This window comes from Stenotrophomonas sp. Steno-Z2, from assembly GCF_056393235.1.
The window spans coordinates 982,163-998,142 of record NZ_JBWJOY010000001.1 but is presented as its reverse complement, the minus strand read 5'-3'; the positions used below and the strand labels follow the sequence as shown (position 1 = coordinate 998,142).

Annotated in this window: 8 protein-coding genes; 6 read left to right on the top strand and 2 right to left on the bottom strand. The window is 70.7% G+C overall.

All coding sequences use genetic code 11. The annotated features are described in order from the left end of the window. Position 1: 1 nt before the first annotated feature. Complete coding sequence (locus AC06FP_RS04340; protein WP_478074628.1) at positions 2–1,564, top strand: sulfotransferase family protein; 1,563 nt, start codon at positions 2–4, stop codon at positions 1,562–1,564. A 48-nt stretch (positions 1,565–1,612) separates the two neighbouring features. Here AC06FP_RS04340 and AC06FP_RS04335 read toward each other — a convergent pair whose 3' ends face one another. Then, positions 1,613–4,387, bottom strand: a complete 2,775-nt coding sequence (locus AC06FP_RS04335) for a TonB-dependent receptor (RefSeq protein WP_478074627.1) — start codon at positions 4,385–4,387, stop codon at positions 1,613–1,615. A gap of 201 nt (positions 4,388–4,588) precedes the next feature. Between AC06FP_RS04335 and AC06FP_RS04330 the strand changes: the two genes are divergently transcribed. Then, complete coding sequence (locus tag AC06FP_RS04330) at positions 4,589–6,373, top strand: autotransporter assembly complex protein TamA (protein ID WP_478074626.1); 1,785 nt, start codon at positions 4,589–4,591, stop codon at positions 6,371–6,373. A 92-nt stretch (positions 6,374–6,465) separates the two neighbouring features. Continuing rightward, positions 6,466–10,245 (top strand): translocation/assembly module TamB domain-containing protein, encoded by a 3,780-nt coding sequence (locus tag AC06FP_RS04325; protein WP_478074752.1) that lies wholly within the window; start codon positions 6,466–6,468, stop codon positions 10,243–10,245. 181 nt (positions 10,246–10,426) lie between these two features. On the opposite strand, the gene AC06FP_RS04320 is transcribed toward AC06FP_RS04325, so the two are convergent. Then, positions 10,427–11,683: a sialidase family protein gene (locus tag AC06FP_RS04320; protein ID WP_478074625.1), complete on the bottom strand. Its 1,257-nt coding sequence runs from the start codon at positions 11,681–11,683 to the stop codon at positions 10,427–10,429. A 95-nt stretch (positions 11,684–11,778) separates the two neighbouring features. On the opposite strand from AC06FP_RS04320, the gene AC06FP_RS04315 reads away from it, so the two are divergent. The 3 genes from AC06FP_RS04315 (at position 11,779) to AC06FP_RS04305 (ending at position 15,817) form a co-directional block, all read left to right on the top strand. Then, on the top strand, positions 11,779–13,929 hold the full coding sequence (locus AC06FP_RS04315; protein WP_478074624.1) for a S46 family peptidase: 2,151 nt from the start codon (positions 11,779–11,781) through the stop codon (positions 13,927–13,929). Between the two features lie 137 nt (positions 13,930–14,066). After that, positions 14,067–14,828, top strand: coding sequence for a response regulator transcription factor (locus tag AC06FP_RS04310; protein ID WP_478074623.1), 762 nt, complete (start codon positions 14,067–14,069; stop codon positions 14,826–14,828). Between the two features lie 209 nt (positions 14,829–15,037). After that, positions 15,038–15,817: a response regulator transcription factor gene (locus AC06FP_RS04305; RefSeq protein ID WP_478074622.1), complete on the top strand. Its 780-nt coding sequence runs from the start codon at positions 15,038–15,040 to the stop codon at positions 15,815–15,817. Positions 15,818–15,980 lie beyond the last annotated feature (163 nt).

Here is a 15,980-nt window from a genome sequence, read left to right as displayed (position 1 = left end):
CATGGACGCCGCCGCCTCCTGGCAGTGCGCGCAGGCCGCCCTGGCCCGGCGCGACATGCCGGAAGCGCGCCGGCACCTGCTGGCGGTGCTGGAACGGCAGCCCGCGCATGCCTATGCGCGGGTGATGCTGGCCGGCACGGTGCTGGCCCAGGGGCGCCTGCGCGAAGCCGTGCAGCAGCTGCAGCTGGCGGCCACGCAGGAATACGACGATCCGGCCCTGCTGCTGCGGGTGGCGCAGGCGCTGCTGCGGGTGGGCGACAGCGAAGGCGTGGCGACGCTGATGCGGCAGGCCTGCGTGGCGCGCTGCGACGATGCGTCCACCCTGGCGGCTTTGGCCCACGTGCTGCAGTCGCTGGGCCTGCATGCCGATGCGTTGCGCTTGATGCGGCGTGCCGCCGCGGCCGGTTTCGACAACCCCGACTTCCACTACTTCCTCGGCGTGCAGCTGCAGTTCAACGGCGAACTGGACGCGGCCGGGCAGGCGCTGGCGCGCTGCCTGCAGTTGCGCCCGGGCCATGGCCGCGCCGCGCTGACGCGCGCGCGCCTGCGCCGCTGGCACGCCGGCGACCACCATGTCGACGCGCTGCGCCGGCAGCTGCAGGCGGTTACCGCCGACAGCGAGGACGCCGCGGCATTGTGGTTCGCGCTGTACAAGGAACTGGAAGACCTTGGCGACCTGGATGGCGCCTGGGACGCGCTGCGCCACGGCAATGCGGTGATGTGGCGGCGGCTGCGCCACGACCGGCTGGCCGACGCCGCCCAGCACGACGCCATGGCGCGGCTGGCGGCCGATGGCGTTTTCGCCGTGGCCGACGGCGTCGAGGACGACGGCGGTGCCCAGCCGATCTTCATCGTCGGCATGCCGCGCTCGGGCACCACGGTGCTGGAGCGCATGCTCGGCAATCATTCGCAGGTGGCGTCGGCCGGCGAACTGGGCGATTTCGCCCAGCAGCTGCGCTGGGCCGCCGACCAGGCCGGGCGCGCGCTGCTGGACCCGCCGCTGCTGCAGGCGCTGGCATCGCTGGACTACCGCGCCATCGGCCGGGGCTATCTGCGGCAGGTGCGCTGGCGGCTGCAGGGCCAGCGCCGCTTCATCGACAAGCTGCCGCCCAACTACCTGCTGGCCGGGCCCATCGCCCGCGCGCTGCCGCAGGCGCTGGTCGTGCATGTCCGGCGCGATCCGATGGCGGTGTGCTTCTCCAACTACCGGGCGATGTTCGGCGACTCCTACGGCTACAGCTACGACCTCGACGCCCTGGCCGCGCACCACCACGCCTACGCCGGGTTGATGCGCGCCTGGCAGCGGCACCTGCCCGGGCGGGTGCTCGAGATCGACTACGAAGCGATGGTGCGCGATCCCGAGGCCGCGCTGGCGCAGGTGCTGGGCCGCTGCGGGCTGGCCCCGGAGCAGGGCGCCAGCGACCTGACCCGCAACGCCGCGGCCACCGCCACGCTGAGCAGCGTGCAGGTGCGCGAGCCGGTGCACGCACGCAATGTCGAGGAATGGCGGCGCTACGCCGGGCCGCTCGCACCGCTGCGCGAGCGCCTGCGGGCGGCCGGATGAAACAGGGGCGGCCATGGCCGCCCCCGTTCCGTCCCCTGACCGCGCGGATTACTGGCTGCGTCCGAACCGCCAGTTCACTTCCAGCATGTACGAGCGGCCGTAGCCGTTGTAGTTGAAGATGTTGTAGTACGGGTAGCTGGTATAGGTGCGGTCGCGCGGCGGCCGTTCGCCGGTCAGGTTGTTGGCGGTCAGGCTCAGCGAAACGTCGTCGGTCACCGCGTAGTCCAGGGTCAGGTTGAAGGTGGTCCATGCCTTGACCTTGCCGGCGTTGTCGGCGGCATAGCCCTCGGTGCTGTCCTGCGCGGCGAAGTTCGGCGTGCGCCCGTAGCGGATGCCGTACAGGGTGGTGGTCCAGTCGCCCATCTGCCAGCCCAGGGTGGCGCTGAAGATGTTCTTGAACTCCGAGGAGTAGTACGGGTCGCGCAGCAGGTCGATCACCGGGTCTTCCGGGTACTGCTGGCTTTCGTGCTTGAGGGTGACGTTGTAGCGCGCGCCCAGCATGAAGCTGCCCCACGCATCGGTGGCCCAGCGGTAGTCCATGTTGGCGGTGATGCCGCTGACGTCCTCCTTGGCCACGTTGATCGGGTTCACCGCCACCGTGTTGATCTGGTTGGGCTGCGGCGCGTTGGCGCCGGCGCGGCCGATGCGCTGCAGGGCATCGACGCAGGTGGGCGAGCTGGCATCCAGCTGGCCCTGGCGGCAGGCCGCCTCGTTGCGCAGCAGCAGGTCCAGGTCCAGGTCGGCGACCTTGTTGTCGATCTTGATGCGGTAGTAGTCGGCGCTGACGGTGAACTGCGCGTTGGGCGACCACACCACGCCGCCGCCCCACGACTTGGCGGTGATCGACTTCAGGTCGGGGTTGCCCGCGCGCGAGCCGCGCACCTGTTCGTCGTTGTAGGAGCACTGGCTGATCGGCACGCCGGGTTCCTCGGTGGCGCAGCGGTAGTAGTCGGGCACGAAGGTGTAGAAACCGCTGTCGCCGGCGAACACGTAGGCCATGTCCGGCGACTTGAACGCGGTGGCGTAGTTGGCGCGGAACAGCAGCGAATCCAGCGGCCGGTACTCCAGCGCCGCCTTCCACGTCGCGCGCGAATCGCTGCCGCCGCCCTTGTTCTTGTAGTCGTCGTAGCGCCCGGACAGGCTGGCGGTGAGCCGGCTGAAGATCGGCACGCGCAGTTCCACCGCGGCGGCCCAGTTGTCGCGCTTGCCCGCGCCCTGGGTGCCGCTCAGGCCCCAGAACTGGTCGTTGACCACGCGCGGGTCGGTGGGGTTGCTCCAGGACTGCTGCCCGGCCTGCAGCACGCCGGCGAAGCCGACGTCGCCGGCCGGCAGCGAGAACAGCGCGGTGTTGGTGAACTGCAGGTTGACGTTCTGCGTCCAGGTCTTGGACTTTGTGCGGATCTCGCCCTGGAAGCTGCGGTACTGCTCGGGCGTCAGCGGCTGGTAGAAGCCGGCGTCGTTGGGCTCGTAGATCGGGTAGCCGTAATAGTCGCCCAGCTGCGGGCCCAGGAAGTGCTCGCGGAAGAAGTCCTCCATCTTGTCCTTCAGCGGCCACCACTGGCGGCTGTCGATGTGGTACTCCGAGCGCGCGTAGTAGGCGTTGTAGTCCCAGTTGGACTGGCCCACCGTGCCCTTGATGCCCAGGGCGACGTTGTAGGAATCGGCGGTCTGGCGCTCGTTGTTGAAGTCGCGGTCGCCGGTTTCCTCCGGCGAGAAGATGCGCTGGTAGCTCTCCAGGTCGCCGGTGAGGTTGTTGAAGATGTAGCCGCTGGTATCGATCGAGGGCTGCCAGAAGCGCGACCCGGAGTTGCTCTCGTTCTTGGTGCGGTTGAGCAGCACGGTGGCGTAGACGTCGGTGCTGTCGTTGAGCGCGTAGTTCAGGTTGGCGTAGCCCGACGCGCTGCGTTCCTTGTTGAGGATGGTCGAATAGCCCGGCTCGTAGCGGCTGCCGCAGTAGTTGCCGCGCCCGGGGCGGGTGTCGTAGATGGTGGTGCCGCCGAACAGCCCGGACAGCGGTGCGCAGGCGGCCTCGCCCGGGTCGATGTAGGCGCCGCTGCTGGCGTTGTGCACGAAGGTGCGGCTGCCATAGCGGGCGGCGACATCGGGGTTGTCGTTGGTGGAATCGAAATCCTTGCGGTTGAAGCCGTAGATCGGGTCCTGGTTGCTCAGCTGCAGGCCGGCGGTCAGGTCCAGCTGGTCCCAGCTGCGGCCGCTGGTCAGCTGGAAGCGCTGGTTGCCGCCGCCGCCGCCATCGTAGGCGCCCATGCGGAAGCTCATCTGGGTGCCGTCCAGCTTCTTCTTCAGGATGATGTTGACCACGCCGGCGATGGCGCTGGAGCCGTAGATCGACGACTGGTTGCCGGGCGCGATGTCGATGCGTTCGACCATCGCGGTGGGGATGCTGGCCAGGTCGACGAAGTTGCTCTGGCCGTTGTAGAGCAGCGGGTAGTCGGCCATCGGGCGGCCGTCGATCAGCACCAGGGTGAAGCCGGGGTCCAGGCCCAGCAGGCTGATCGGCTTGGCGCCGGGGGTGAAGCCGCCGGAGAACTGGCTGTCCTGCACGGCGCCGGTGGCCAGCGGCTGCGAGCGCAGCACCTCGTAGACGTCCTTGAAGCCCTGCTTCTGGATGTCCTGCGCGGTGATCGAGGTGATCGGCGTGGCGGTTTCCACCTGGACCTGCGGGATCAGCGAGCCGGTGACGGTGATGCGGTCGAGCGTCTCCACGTTGTTCCCGCTGGTGGTGTCCTGGGACTGGGCGGAGGACAGCGGGGAATAGGCGGTGATGGCCGCGCAGATGGCGGCGCTCAGCAACTGGCGTTTCATGGGTTTGGATTCCTGGCTCGCGGCGGGTGGACGGCGGGACCCAGTCGGTCCGGACGCTCTTCCAGGAGCGGGTTCGTTCGCGGCGCCGCCGCAACGATGCATGAATGGCCGGAGGGGCTGGTGCGTTTACGATAATTTAACCGTCCGGGTGAAACCGACGTGATGATTCCGGCCTTCACGAGCGACCGGTATGCTGTCGCGATGCTGCCCAAGAACCTCGCATTTCCCCTTTTTCTGGCCATGTTCGCCGCCGTTCCCTTCGCCCATGCCCGCGGCACGATCGACAAGGTGCAGATCAAGGGGCTGGACAAGGGCGACGACGCGGCCATCATCGAGAACATCGAGGTTTCGCTGTCGCTGTACGACACCATCGGCAAGGTGCAGGGCGAATCGCGCCTGGAATACCTGCTGTCGCAGGCCGAGCGGCAGACCCGGCAGGCGCTGGAGCCGTTCGGCTACTACAACCCGACCATCACCGTGGAAGCGCCGCGCGAGGGCGACACGGTGCGGGTGGTGATCCAGGTGGACAAGGGCGAGCCGGTGCGGGTGCGCCATTCGGAGGTGGTCATCACCGGCCCGGCCGCGCGCGACCGCTACCTGCAGCAGGACCTCGAGGATTTCCAGCCGCGCGAGGGCGCGCCGTTCGACCACAGCACCTACGAGGCCAGCAAGGTCGTCATCACCCGGCGCCTGTCCGAGCGCGGCTACTTCGACTCGGACTTCACCCAGCGCAAGGTCGAGATCACCCGCGCCGAGAACGCCGCCGACATCTTCCTGAGCTGGGACAGCGGCCGCCGTTACAACATGGGCCGGATCAGCTTCAACCAGGACTATTTCCGCCCGGGGCTGTTCGACCCGCTGGTGTACTGGGAGGAAGGCAGCTACTGGCACGAGGGCAAGCTCGACCGCCTGCGCGAATCGCTGACCAAGCTGGACTACTTCAGCACCATCGACATCCAGCCGCACCCGGAGGACGCCTATGGCGACGGCGAGGTGCCGGTGGACGTCAGCCTCACCCTGGCCAAGCGCACCATCTATACCGCCGGCCTGAGCTACGGCAGCGAGAGCGGCGCGGGTGTGCGCGGCGGCGTCGAGCGGCGCTACGTCAACCGCCGCGGCCACAAGCTCAATACACAGCTGGACTACGCGCAGAAGCGCAAGAGCCTGATCACCAGCTACCGCGTTCCGGCGTTCCGCTGGCTCGATGGCTGGTACACCTTCGCCGCCAGCGCCTACGACGAGCAGACGCGCTACATCGACATGCGCAACTTCAAGCTCATCGGCAGTCGCAGCGGCGAGATCAACGAGCACTGGACCGCCATCGCCTCCATCAACGCGCTGCGCGAGCGCTGGCGCTACAGTTCCGGCGACCAGTTCACCGACGCGGTCTACCAGTATTCGACGCTGGTATACCCGCAGCTGACCGCCGACTACGTGGACGTGGACGACAAGACCTTCCCGCGCCGCGGCTTCAGCGGCAACGCCACCCTGCGCGGCGGCATCGAGGGCGCCGGTTCGGACACCAGCTTCATCCAGGCCGACGCCACGCTGCGCTGGTACATGCCGCTGGGCGATGCCGACCGCCTGATCCTGCGCGGCCAGGCGGGCACCACCTGGACCAGCGACCTGGTGGCGATGCCGCCCAGCCTGCGCTACTTCGCCGGCGGCGACCGCTCGATCCGCGGCTATGCCTGGCGCGAGGTCGGCCCGCGCACGCCGGCGCCGGACAAGTACGCGCTCGGCGCCAAGCACCTGGTGGTCGGCTCGGCCGAGTACGAGCACTACTTCGGCGGCGGCCCGTGGGGCGCGGCGGTGTTCGTGGACACCGGCAGCGCCTTCGACACCACCATCGACCTGCACACCGGCGTCGGCTTCGGCGTGCGCTGGAAATCGCCGGTCGGGCCGGTGCGCATCGACATCGCCCATGGCCTGAACCACCCCGATTCGCAGTTCCAGCTGTACCTGAACATCGGAGCCGACCTGTGAGCCGCCGCCCCGATCCCGCCGCCTCCGCCGACATCACCCCCGAGGAGCGCGAGGCGCGCATCGCCGAGCTGCGCGCGCGGCGCCGGGCGCGCATGCGCACGCTGGCGATCCGCAGCGGCATCGGCATCGGCGTGGTTTCGGTGCTGGCCCTGGTTGCCCTGTACTGGCTGCTGCAGACCGTGGCCGGGCGCGACGTGCTGCTGGCGCAGGTAGTGGCGCGGCTGCCCGCCAATTCGTCGCTGACCTGGAGCCGGGTCGAGGGTCCGCTGGCCGGGCCGCTGGTGCTGCACGACCTGGATTTCCGCTACGAGGACATCCACTTCAGCGCCGGACAGGCCTACCTGGACCCGGACATCCGCCCGCTGCTGGGGCGCAAGCTGCGCCTGGACCTGCTGCGGATCAGCAATGCGCAGCTGGAGCTGGGGCCGTCGGAAGACAAGCCGTTCGAGCTGCCGCGCTGGCCCGACGTGCTGCCGGCCATCGAACTGCCGCTGGCGCTGCAGGCCGACACCATCGAGATCGACGGCCTGCGCATCGTGCAGCCGGACGCGCCGCCGATCGACATCACCCGCCTCCGCGGCGGCCTGGAGGCGGCCGACGGCGAATTCCGCGCCACCCAGCTGCAGGTCGCCAGCAACCTGGGCGATTTCCGCATCGACGGCCACTACCTGCCGCGCCGCGATTACCGCACCGACCTCACCGTGCGCGCGCTGATGCCGGCGCGGCCGGGCCAGCCGCGCGCGCGGCTGGGGCTGGTGGCGCGCGGCGACCTGGCGCACATGGAGGTGGCGCTGGCCGGCCATGCGCCCAGGCCGCTGCAGGCCAGCCTGGTGCTCGACGGCCGCACCGACCCGGTATGGAACGTGGCCGCGCGCAGCGAGGAACTGGACCTGGGCCAGCTCGTGCCGGCGCAGTACCTGGCACAGGCGCCCGCGCCGCTGGCGCTGGACTTCACCGCGCGTGGCCGCGGCGGCAATGCGCGGCTGCAGGGCCGCGTGCGCCAGGGCGACCAGGAACTGGTACTGGCGCCGTCCAACATCGGCATCGACAACCAGGTGCTGACCGTCTCGCCGCTGGTGGCCGAAGCCTTCGGCGGCAGCGTGCGCCTGCAGGGCAGCGCCGATTTCAGCGATACCCAGAATCCCGGCTTCCGCTTCGCGGTGGTGGCCCACCAGCTGACCTGGACGCCCGCGCCCGATCCGTCGGCGCCGGAGATCGCGCCGGTGCCGATGCACCTGAAGGAAGCGCGCCTGGGCGTGGCCGGCAACCTGAAGAACTGGGCGGCGATCGGCAAGGCCGAGGTCGCGCGCGAGGCGCAGGACGCCAGCCTCGATTTCGACGTGCGCGGCAGCGACCAGCAGGCGCGCATCGAGAAGCTCAAGGCGATCACGCCCGGCGGTTCGCTCGACCTCACCGGCTCGGCGGCGTGGGCGCCGGTGCTGTCGTGGGACGTGGACGCGCGCCTGGCCAGCTTCGATCCCGGTTATTTCCTGCCGGGCTGGGAAGGCAACCTGTCCGGCACGCTCGCCTCCACCGGCAAGCAGCTGCCGCCGCCGGCCGGCACCGATGACCTGCGCGTCGAAGCCACGCTGGACGTGCCGCAGCTGCGCGGTCGCCTGCGCGGACGCAGCGTCGATGCGCGCGCCAAGGTGGCGCTGCGCGGTACGCAGGGCGAGGGCGACCTGCGCCTGGTGCTGGGCGACAGCCATATCGAGGCCAGGGGCAAGGTCGGCGACCGCCTGGACGTGGACGCGAAGCTGCAGCCGCTGCATCTGTCCGACCTGCTGCCGGGCGCCAGCGGCAGCCTGGCCGGCAGCGTGCAGGTGCGCGGCACGCCGGCGCAACCAGACATCAGCGCCGACCTGCGTGGCGATGGCCTGCAGTGGGACGACTGGAAGGCCGGGCAGGTCAGCATCAACGGCCGCCTGCCCTGGCGCGGTGACAATGGCGCGCTGCAGGTGCAGGCCAACGCGGTGCAGGCGGGCATGCTGCTCGACCGGCTGCGCATCGACGCGCGCGGCAGCCTGCAGGACCTGCGCGTGGACGCGGAGGCCGGCAACGACCTGGGCGCGCTGGCGCTGGCCGGCAGCGTGCGCCAGGCCGGGCAGGCGTGGCGCGGCGAACTGGCTTCGCTGCGGGTGGCGCCGGTCAAGGGCGCGCCGTGGCAGCTGCGGCAGCCGGCCGCGTTCGCGGTGCAGGGCAGCGACTTCAGCCTGGGCGATACCTGCCTGGGCTCGGAAACCGGCGGCGCGCTGTGCGCCAGCGCGGAGTGGCCGCGCGAAGGCGTGCGCCTGCGCGGCGACGCGCTGCCGCTGGCGCTGGTGCAGCCGTGGCTGCCGCCCAACGCCGGCCGGCGCATGTACCTGCGCGGCGAACTCACCCTCGACGGCCAACTGCGCCCGCGCGGCAAGGCCTGGGAAGGCAGCTTCAAGGTCGCGTCGCTGGAAGGCGGCATCCGCCTGGGCGACAACGCCCGCGGCGAACTGGTGCGCTACGACCATTTCTCCGTCAACGTCGACATGCAGCCCGGCGGCATCAACGGCTACCTCGGCGTCGGCTTCCAGGGCGACGGCTTCGTCGATGCGAAGGTGCAGACCGGCTGGGAGCCCGACGCCGCGCTCAATGGCGAGCTGTACCTGAACATGTCGCGGCTGTACTGGATGGAGCTGTTCTCGCCCGACCTGGTGCGGCCGAAGGGGCTGGTCGAAGGCCACGTCAGCCTGCGCGGCACGCGCGCGCAGCCCACGCTCGGCGGCGAGGCGAAACTCAGCGATTTCACCGGCGAGTTCCCGGCGCTGGGCCTGACCCTGAGCGAAGGCAAGGGCAGCTTCACCGCCCAGCCCGACGGCTCGGCGCGCATCGCCGCGGAGGTGAAGACCGGCGGCGAAGGCGCGCTGAAGGTGCAGGGCGGGCTGTCCTGGTTCGGCGACGCGCAGCCGCTGCAGCTGCACATCGGCGGCGACAAGGTGCTGGTGTCCAACACCAGCGAGCTGCGCGTGGTCGCCAACCCCGACCTCGACTTCACCCTGGCCGGCACCGCCATGGAACTGCGCGGCAGCGTGCACGTGCCCGAGGCGGCGATCGACCTGGAGCGCCTGGACCGCGGCACCTCGGTGTCCGAGGATGTGGTGGTGCTCGACCCGGTCGATCCGGAGGAATCGCGTTCCTCGCCGCTGGACATGGACCTGGCGGTCAGCCTCGGCGACCAGGTGAAGATGAGCGGCTTCGGCCTGAAGGGCGCGCTGACCGGCAAGCTCCAGGTGCGCGCGCGTCCCGGCCGCGAGATGACCGCCAACGGCGGGCTGGAAGTCAGCGGCCGCTACAAGGCCTACGGCCAGGACCTGACCATCACCCAGGGCCAGCTGCTGTGGAACCACGGCGTGGTTTCCGACCCGCGCATCAACATCCGCGCCCAGCGCGGCATCGGCGAGGTCACCGCCGGCATCGTCGTCACCGGCCGCGCGCAGCAGCCGCGCGTGGACGTGTGGTCCGACCCGGCGATGTCGCAGTCCGAGGCGCTGTCCTACCTGGTGCTCGGCCGCAGCCTGAGCATGGCCAGCAGCGACCAGGCGCAGCAGGTCAACGCCGCCTCGGCGGCGCTGTCGGCCGGCAGCGGCCTGCTCGCCGCGCAGGTCGGCGCCAAGCTCGGCCTCGACGACGCCGGCGTCAGCCAGTCGCGCGCGCTGGGCGGCGCCGTGCTCGGCGTGGGCAAATTCATCACCCCCAGGCTCTACGTCGGCTACGGCGTCTCGTTGATCGGCAGCGGCTCGGTGCTGACCCTGAAGTACCTGCTGCGCCGCGGCTTCGACATCGAAGTGGAATCCAGCACCGTGGAGAACCGGGGGTCGGTGAACTGGCGCAAGGAGAAGTAGCAGGCACCGGGCCCGGGCTGCCCGCGGCGGTTCTGCGGGAGCCCGCCTGCACGCACTTCAGCGCGCGCTGAAGCTAGGCCGATGAAGCCTTCATCGGCCACTGGAATGCGCTCTTGCCAGGTGCGCCCCGGTGGCGCCGGACACCGCACGCGGCCGCGGTGCGCGCGCAACCGGTCGCGGCTTACGGCGCGCCCCCGGCCGGCAGCGCCGAGACGACCGCGCCACGCAGCAGCGGCCGGCCATCGGCCACGTCGGTCCACACCAGGTGCGCGCGGCCACCGGCGGCGAGCAGGCGCGGAAAGCCGGTACCGCGCCCGCGGCCGTGCAGCGTCGCCACCTGCAGGCGGCCGAGTTCGTGTTGCAGCGCGGGGGTGTAGCGGGCGAGCCACAGCGACTGCGCATGGGCGTCCTCGCGCAGCCAGGCCAGCCAGACACCGCCGGCGTCGGCGGCCAGCTGCACCCGGCCCTGCACCTCGATGCCGCGGTCCGGTTCGCGCGGCGCGCCGAAGGTGGCGCCGCCATCGCGGCTGTGGGCGATGCGCAGCCGCGGCTCGCCCTGCGGCGCGGTGTACCACGCCACCCACGCATCGTTGCCGCGTGCGGTCACCGCGGGGCCGTTCACCGGGCAGGCCGGCATGGTCCAGTTGTCGGCGTGCACGCGCCGTGCCGGCTGCCAGCCGCCGGCGGTGTGGCGACGCAGGTGGATGTCGCGGATCTCGCCGGCGTCGCGGCCGCGATACACCAGCAGCGTGGCGTCGGCGGCCACGCTGGCGCCGGTCTGGCAACAGTCGCAGGTCATCGCGTCCAGCTCCCGCTCGTCGTGCCTGCGCAGCCCGGCGTCGAAGCGCGCGCTGCGCAGGGTCATCGCGCCGCCGCCATGGTGGGCGCTGCCAGCGGTATGGCGCCCGTCCAGCCAGGCGATGCCCATGCCGTCGGCCCCTTCCGGCCACAGCGAAACGAAACCGTGCTCGGTGGCGGTGCCGTCGTCGTGCACGGTGACCGGCGCCGACCATTGCCGGCCGTCGGCCGAGCGCGCCAGCTGCACGTCGTAGGCATGCGGGTTGCCGGCGGACCGGCGCAGCCATTGCGCCCACAAGGCGCCATCGGCGCTGGCGGCCAGGTGCGGCGTGTCGGCCCAGTTCACGAACCAGTCGTCGCCGCGCGCGATCGGCAGCGCCGGTTGCCACTGGCCGGCGGAAAAGCGCGCATAGCGCAGCTGGTGGCCCGTGGCGTCGGGCGACAGCCACGACAGCAGCAGGCTGCCGTCGGGCGCGGCCACCAGGTCCGGCTGCGCGGCGACCGTATCGGCGGGCAGGCGCCACGGCTCGGCCTGCAGGCGCAGGGCGGGGCCGGCGGCCGGGTCGGTGGCGCGCTGGTCGCCGGAACAGGCACCGAGCAGCGTGGATGCCAGCACGAGGAAAGTCGGCAGGATGCGCATCGGCGCAGGATAGCGGCATCGTGACCGTTGGCGGTTGCCCGCCTTCCGGGGCGCGGCTACTGTCGGCGGCTGTACCGTAATCCGCTGGAGTTCCAATGAAGCGCACACCGCTTGCCGCCGCCATGGCGCTGGGCATGAGCCTGGCTGCCGCCGCCAACGCCAACGCCAACGAGGGCATGTGGATGCCCACGCAGCTGCCCGAACTGGCGAAGACGCTGAAGGAGGCCGGCTTCGAGGGCGACCCGAAGGAACTGGCCGACGTCACCGCGCCGCCGCTGAGCGCGGTGGTGCGGGTGGGCGGCGGCACCGGCTCGTTCGTTTCCGGCGACGGCCTGCTGCTGACCAACCACCACGTCGCCTATGGGGTGATCCAGTACAACGCCAGCAAGGAGCACAACTACATCGACGACGGTTTCATCGCGCAGGGCCGCGACGACGAGCGCGCCGCCAATCCGGATTACCGCGTGCTGGTGACGGTGGGCTTCGACAAGGTCACCGACGACGTGCTGAAGGACGCGCGCGGCAATACCGGCCGCGCCTACTACGACGCGGTGGAGCGCGCGCGCAAGCGCATCGTCGCCGACTGCGAGGCCGAGGGCGGCGTGCGCTGCTCGGTGGCGAACATGTATTACGGCAGCGATTTCTACCGCATCCGCCAGCTGGAGCTGACCGACATCCGCCTGGTCTACGCGCCGCCGCGCGCGATCGGCAATTACGGCGACGAGATCGACAACTTCATGTGGCCGCGCCACACCGGCGATTTCACCCTGCTGCGCGCCTACGTCGGCAAGGACGGCAAGCCGGCGCCGTACAGCAAGGACAACGTGCCCTACCACCCGCCGGCGCACCTGAAGATGTCGCTGGACGGACCGAAGGAGGGCGATTACGCCATGCTCGCCGGTTACCCGGGCGTCACCTACCGGCTGCGCACCGCCGCCGAGTTCGCCAACCAGATCGACACCGTGCTGCCGCGCCGCGTGGAGGTGTTCCAGCAGCTGATCGACACCATCGAGGCGCAGGGCAGGGGCAATGCCGATGCGCGCACCCGTTACGCCTCGCAGCTGCAGTCGCTGAAGAACAACCGCAAGCGCGCCGCGGGCGAGCTGGAAGGCCTGCTGCGCAGCGACGCCAAGGCCCAGCGCGCGCAGGACGAGCAGGCGATGCTGGCCGCCACCGACGGCAGGTACAAGGCGGACATCGATGCCCTGTTCGCCTCGCTGGCCGCCGACCGCGAGGCGGGCGCCAGCGAGTTCCTGGTGGGGCTGATGTCCAGCCAGACCCAGCTGCTGCGCTCGGCCCTGCTGCTGGAGCGCCTGCGCATCGAATCGGCCAGGCCCGATGCCGAACGCGAGAGCGGCTACCAGCAGCGCGACCAGGCGCTGATCGAGGGCGTGCTCAGGCAGGTGCAGCGACGCTACGACCCGGCGGTGGAGAAGGCTATCCTCACCGCACTGCTCACGCGTTACCAGCAGCTGCCGGATGGCCAGCGCGATGCGCACTACGACAACCTGTTCGGACGCACGCCGGCCGAATTGGCCCGGCGCCTGGATGCGCTGTACGCGGACACGAAGCTGGGCGAAGAAGCGCAGCGCCTGTCGCGCTTCGAGGCCGCGCGCAAGGGCGCTGCCATCGAGGCCGACCCGCTGGTGACGGCCGCCGCCGCGCTGGTGGCGGCGCAGCTGGACGCCGAACGCGGGAGCAAGGAACGCGAAGGCGAACAGCTGCGCCTGCGCCCGTCCTACATGCAGGCGCTGTTCGCCTGGCGCGCGAAGCAGGGCCGCGCGGTGTACCCGGATGCGAACAGCACGCTGCGCATCAGCTACGGCAAGGTCGAGGCGCTGCATCCGCGCGATGCGGTCAGCTACTCGCCGGTTACAACCGTGGCCGGCATCGTCGAGAAGAACACCGACACGGTGCCGTTCGATGCGCCCCGGCCGCTGCTGGCGGCGATCGCCAGGGGCGATTTCGGCAGCACCGCCGATCCGGTGCTGAAGACACAGACGGTCAACTTCCTGACCAACCTGGACACCACCGGCGGCAATTCCGGCTCGCCGGTGCTCAACGCCAAGGGCGAACTGATCGGCCTGAACTTCGATTCCAACTGGGAGTCGGTGAGCGCCAGCTGGTGGTTCGATCCGCGCTACAAGCGCGCCGTGCACGTGGACATGCGCTATCTGCGCTGGCTGCTGGCCAAGGTCTACCCGGCGCCGGCGCTGCTGGCCGAGATGGGCCTGCCGCGGGAGTAAGGGCTGCGGCAACCGGGGATGGCGGCGTGTTCCTGAACACGCCGCCATCCTCCCTTCAACGCATCCGGACGCCCCGCGGCGCCACTGGCTAGAATGTTCCGGCGAACAGGCCGGGCACAGGCCTTGGGGAAGCATTGATGGAGATGGATCGGGAACCCTCGGCGGCCGACGTCGCACGCCGGCTGGATGGCGTCAGGATATGGGTCGTGGAGGACGACCCCGAGTGGCGCGGGATGGTGGTTGACGAGCTCGAACACCACGGCGCCGACGTGCGTGGCATCGACAGCGTCGAAGCGCTCTATCGCGAACTGGCAGTGGACCGCTGCGACATCCTCGTGCTCGATGTCGGCCTCCCGGGCGAGGACGGACTGAGCGCCACTGGCCACCTGCGGCGCATGGACGGCATGGGCATCGTGCTGGTCACCGGTCGCAGCGGCACCGCCGACATGGCCCATGGGCTCTCGCTCGGCGCCGACGTCTACCTGCCCAAGCCGCTGGAACTGCCGGTACTGGTGGCCGCCCTGCACAGCCTGCACCGGCGCATGTCGCTGGCCGCGCCGGTCCGGCCGCCTGCCGCCGCCGGGGATGCCGACGCCGAATGGAACCTGCGCTCGGACGGCTGGGATCTGCATGCACCGAACGGCAGGGCGCTCACCCTGACCGTGGCCGAACGTGGCTTCCTGCGCGAACTGTTCGCCGCGCCCGGCGAGGCGGTGGACCGCGAGCGGCTGATCGCCGCGGTCACCGACCAGCCCTGGGATTTCGATCCGCACCGGCTGGAAGTGCTGGTGCACCGCCTGCGCGCCCGCGTGCGCAACGCCACCGGCGCCACGCTGCCGGTACGCGCGCTGCGCGGCATGGGCTACATGCTGGTATCCGACCAGACCGCCGTCGCCTGACGGGAGAACCGGCGCCGGTTCCCGCCCGTTGCAACGGGTGCGTTGGAAAACGATGTCGATCATCGATGCCGCGCCGTTGCGCGCCTTGCCCGTGAATCATTGAGAGCGACGGAGAGTTTTTGATACTGCCGCTTTTCCGGCGGCTGCCGAGAATCCAGCCCGGACGTCGGGGCCGCGCATCGTGCGGCCGGCGTGCACGGGGGTCGGCATTGGAAACGAAGCAGGAACCGCCGCTGGCGGAAGCGGTGCGCCGGTTGCAGGGGGTACGCGTCTGGGTGGTCGAGGACGATCCCGAGTGGCGCGCCCTGGTGGCCGAGGAACTCGTGCTGCACGGCGCGGTGGTCCGCGGCATCGGCAGCGTCGAAGCCCTGTACCGCGAACTGGCGGTGGATGCCTGCGACATCGTCGTGCTCGACGTCCTGCTGCCCGGCGAGGACGGCCTCAGCGCGGCCCGCCACCTGCGCCGCATCGGCGACATGGGCATCGTGATGGTCACCGGACGTGGCGGCGCCGCCGACATGGCGCAGGGCCTGTCGGCAGGCGCGGACTGCTACCTGGCCAAGCCGCTGGAACTGCCGGTACTGGTGGCGGCCCTGCACAGCCTGCACCGGCGCATGGCCGCGCGTGCCGGCAGCGCGTACCGCGAGACAGCGGAACCGGCGCGCGCCGCGGCACCTGCGCCGGACACCGGCACCGGCTGGAGCCTGCGCGCCGGCGGCTGGGAGCTGTGCTCGCCCAACGGCCGGTCGCTGGCCCTGTCGGCGGCCGAGCGCGCCGTGCTGCAGGAACTGTTCCGCGCACCCGGCAGCCCGGTGAGCCGCGAGCGGCTGATCGCCGCGCTGACGTCCACGCCCCACGATTTCAACCCGCACCGGCTGGAAGTGCTGGTGCACCGCCTGCGCACCCGCGTCCGCGACGCCACCCACCTGGTCCTGCCGCTGCGCGCATTGCGCGGAGCGGGCTACCTGCTGGTGCCTGTGCAGTCCTGATCTTCCGTTCCCGCACGAGGGCCATCGTCCGGATGGTCCGTGAGAAATCGTGAGGAAGCGACAGGAACTGCTACTGCCTTGGCCAAGCCGGCTGTCGAGAATGCCGCCCGGATGCCCGCAAGGGCGTTTCACGCCTGCCGGAACGGCAGGCACCGACAACACG

Excerpts from the sequence above, each read along its gene's own strand:
- AC06FP_RS04340 (WP_478074628.1), top strand. The coding sequence starts at position 2 with ATGGACGCCGCCGCCTCCTGGCAGTGCGCGCAGGCCGCCCTGGCCCGG.
- AC06FP_RS04335 (WP_478074627.1), bottom strand. The coding sequence starts at position 4,387 with ATGAAACGCCAGTTGCTGAGCGCCGCCATCTGCGCGGCCATCACCGCC.
- AC06FP_RS04330 (WP_478074626.1), top strand. The coding sequence starts at position 4,589 with ATGCTGCCCAAGAACCTCGCATTTCCCCTTTTTCTGGCCATGTTCGCC.
- AC06FP_RS04325 (WP_478074752.1), top strand. The coding sequence starts at position 6,466 with ATGCGCACGCTGGCGATCCGCAGCGGCATCGGCATCGGCGTGGTTTCG.
- AC06FP_RS04320 (WP_478074625.1), bottom strand. The coding sequence starts at position 11,683 with ATGCGCATCCTGCCGACTTTCCTCGTGCTGGCATCCACGCTGCTCGGT.
- AC06FP_RS04315 (WP_478074624.1), top strand. The coding sequence starts at position 11,779 with ATGAAGCGCACACCGCTTGCCGCCGCCATGGCGCTGGGCATGAGCCTG.
- AC06FP_RS04310 (WP_478074623.1), top strand. The coding sequence starts at position 14,067 with ATGGAGATGGATCGGGAACCCTCGGCGGCCGACGTCGCACGCCGGCTG.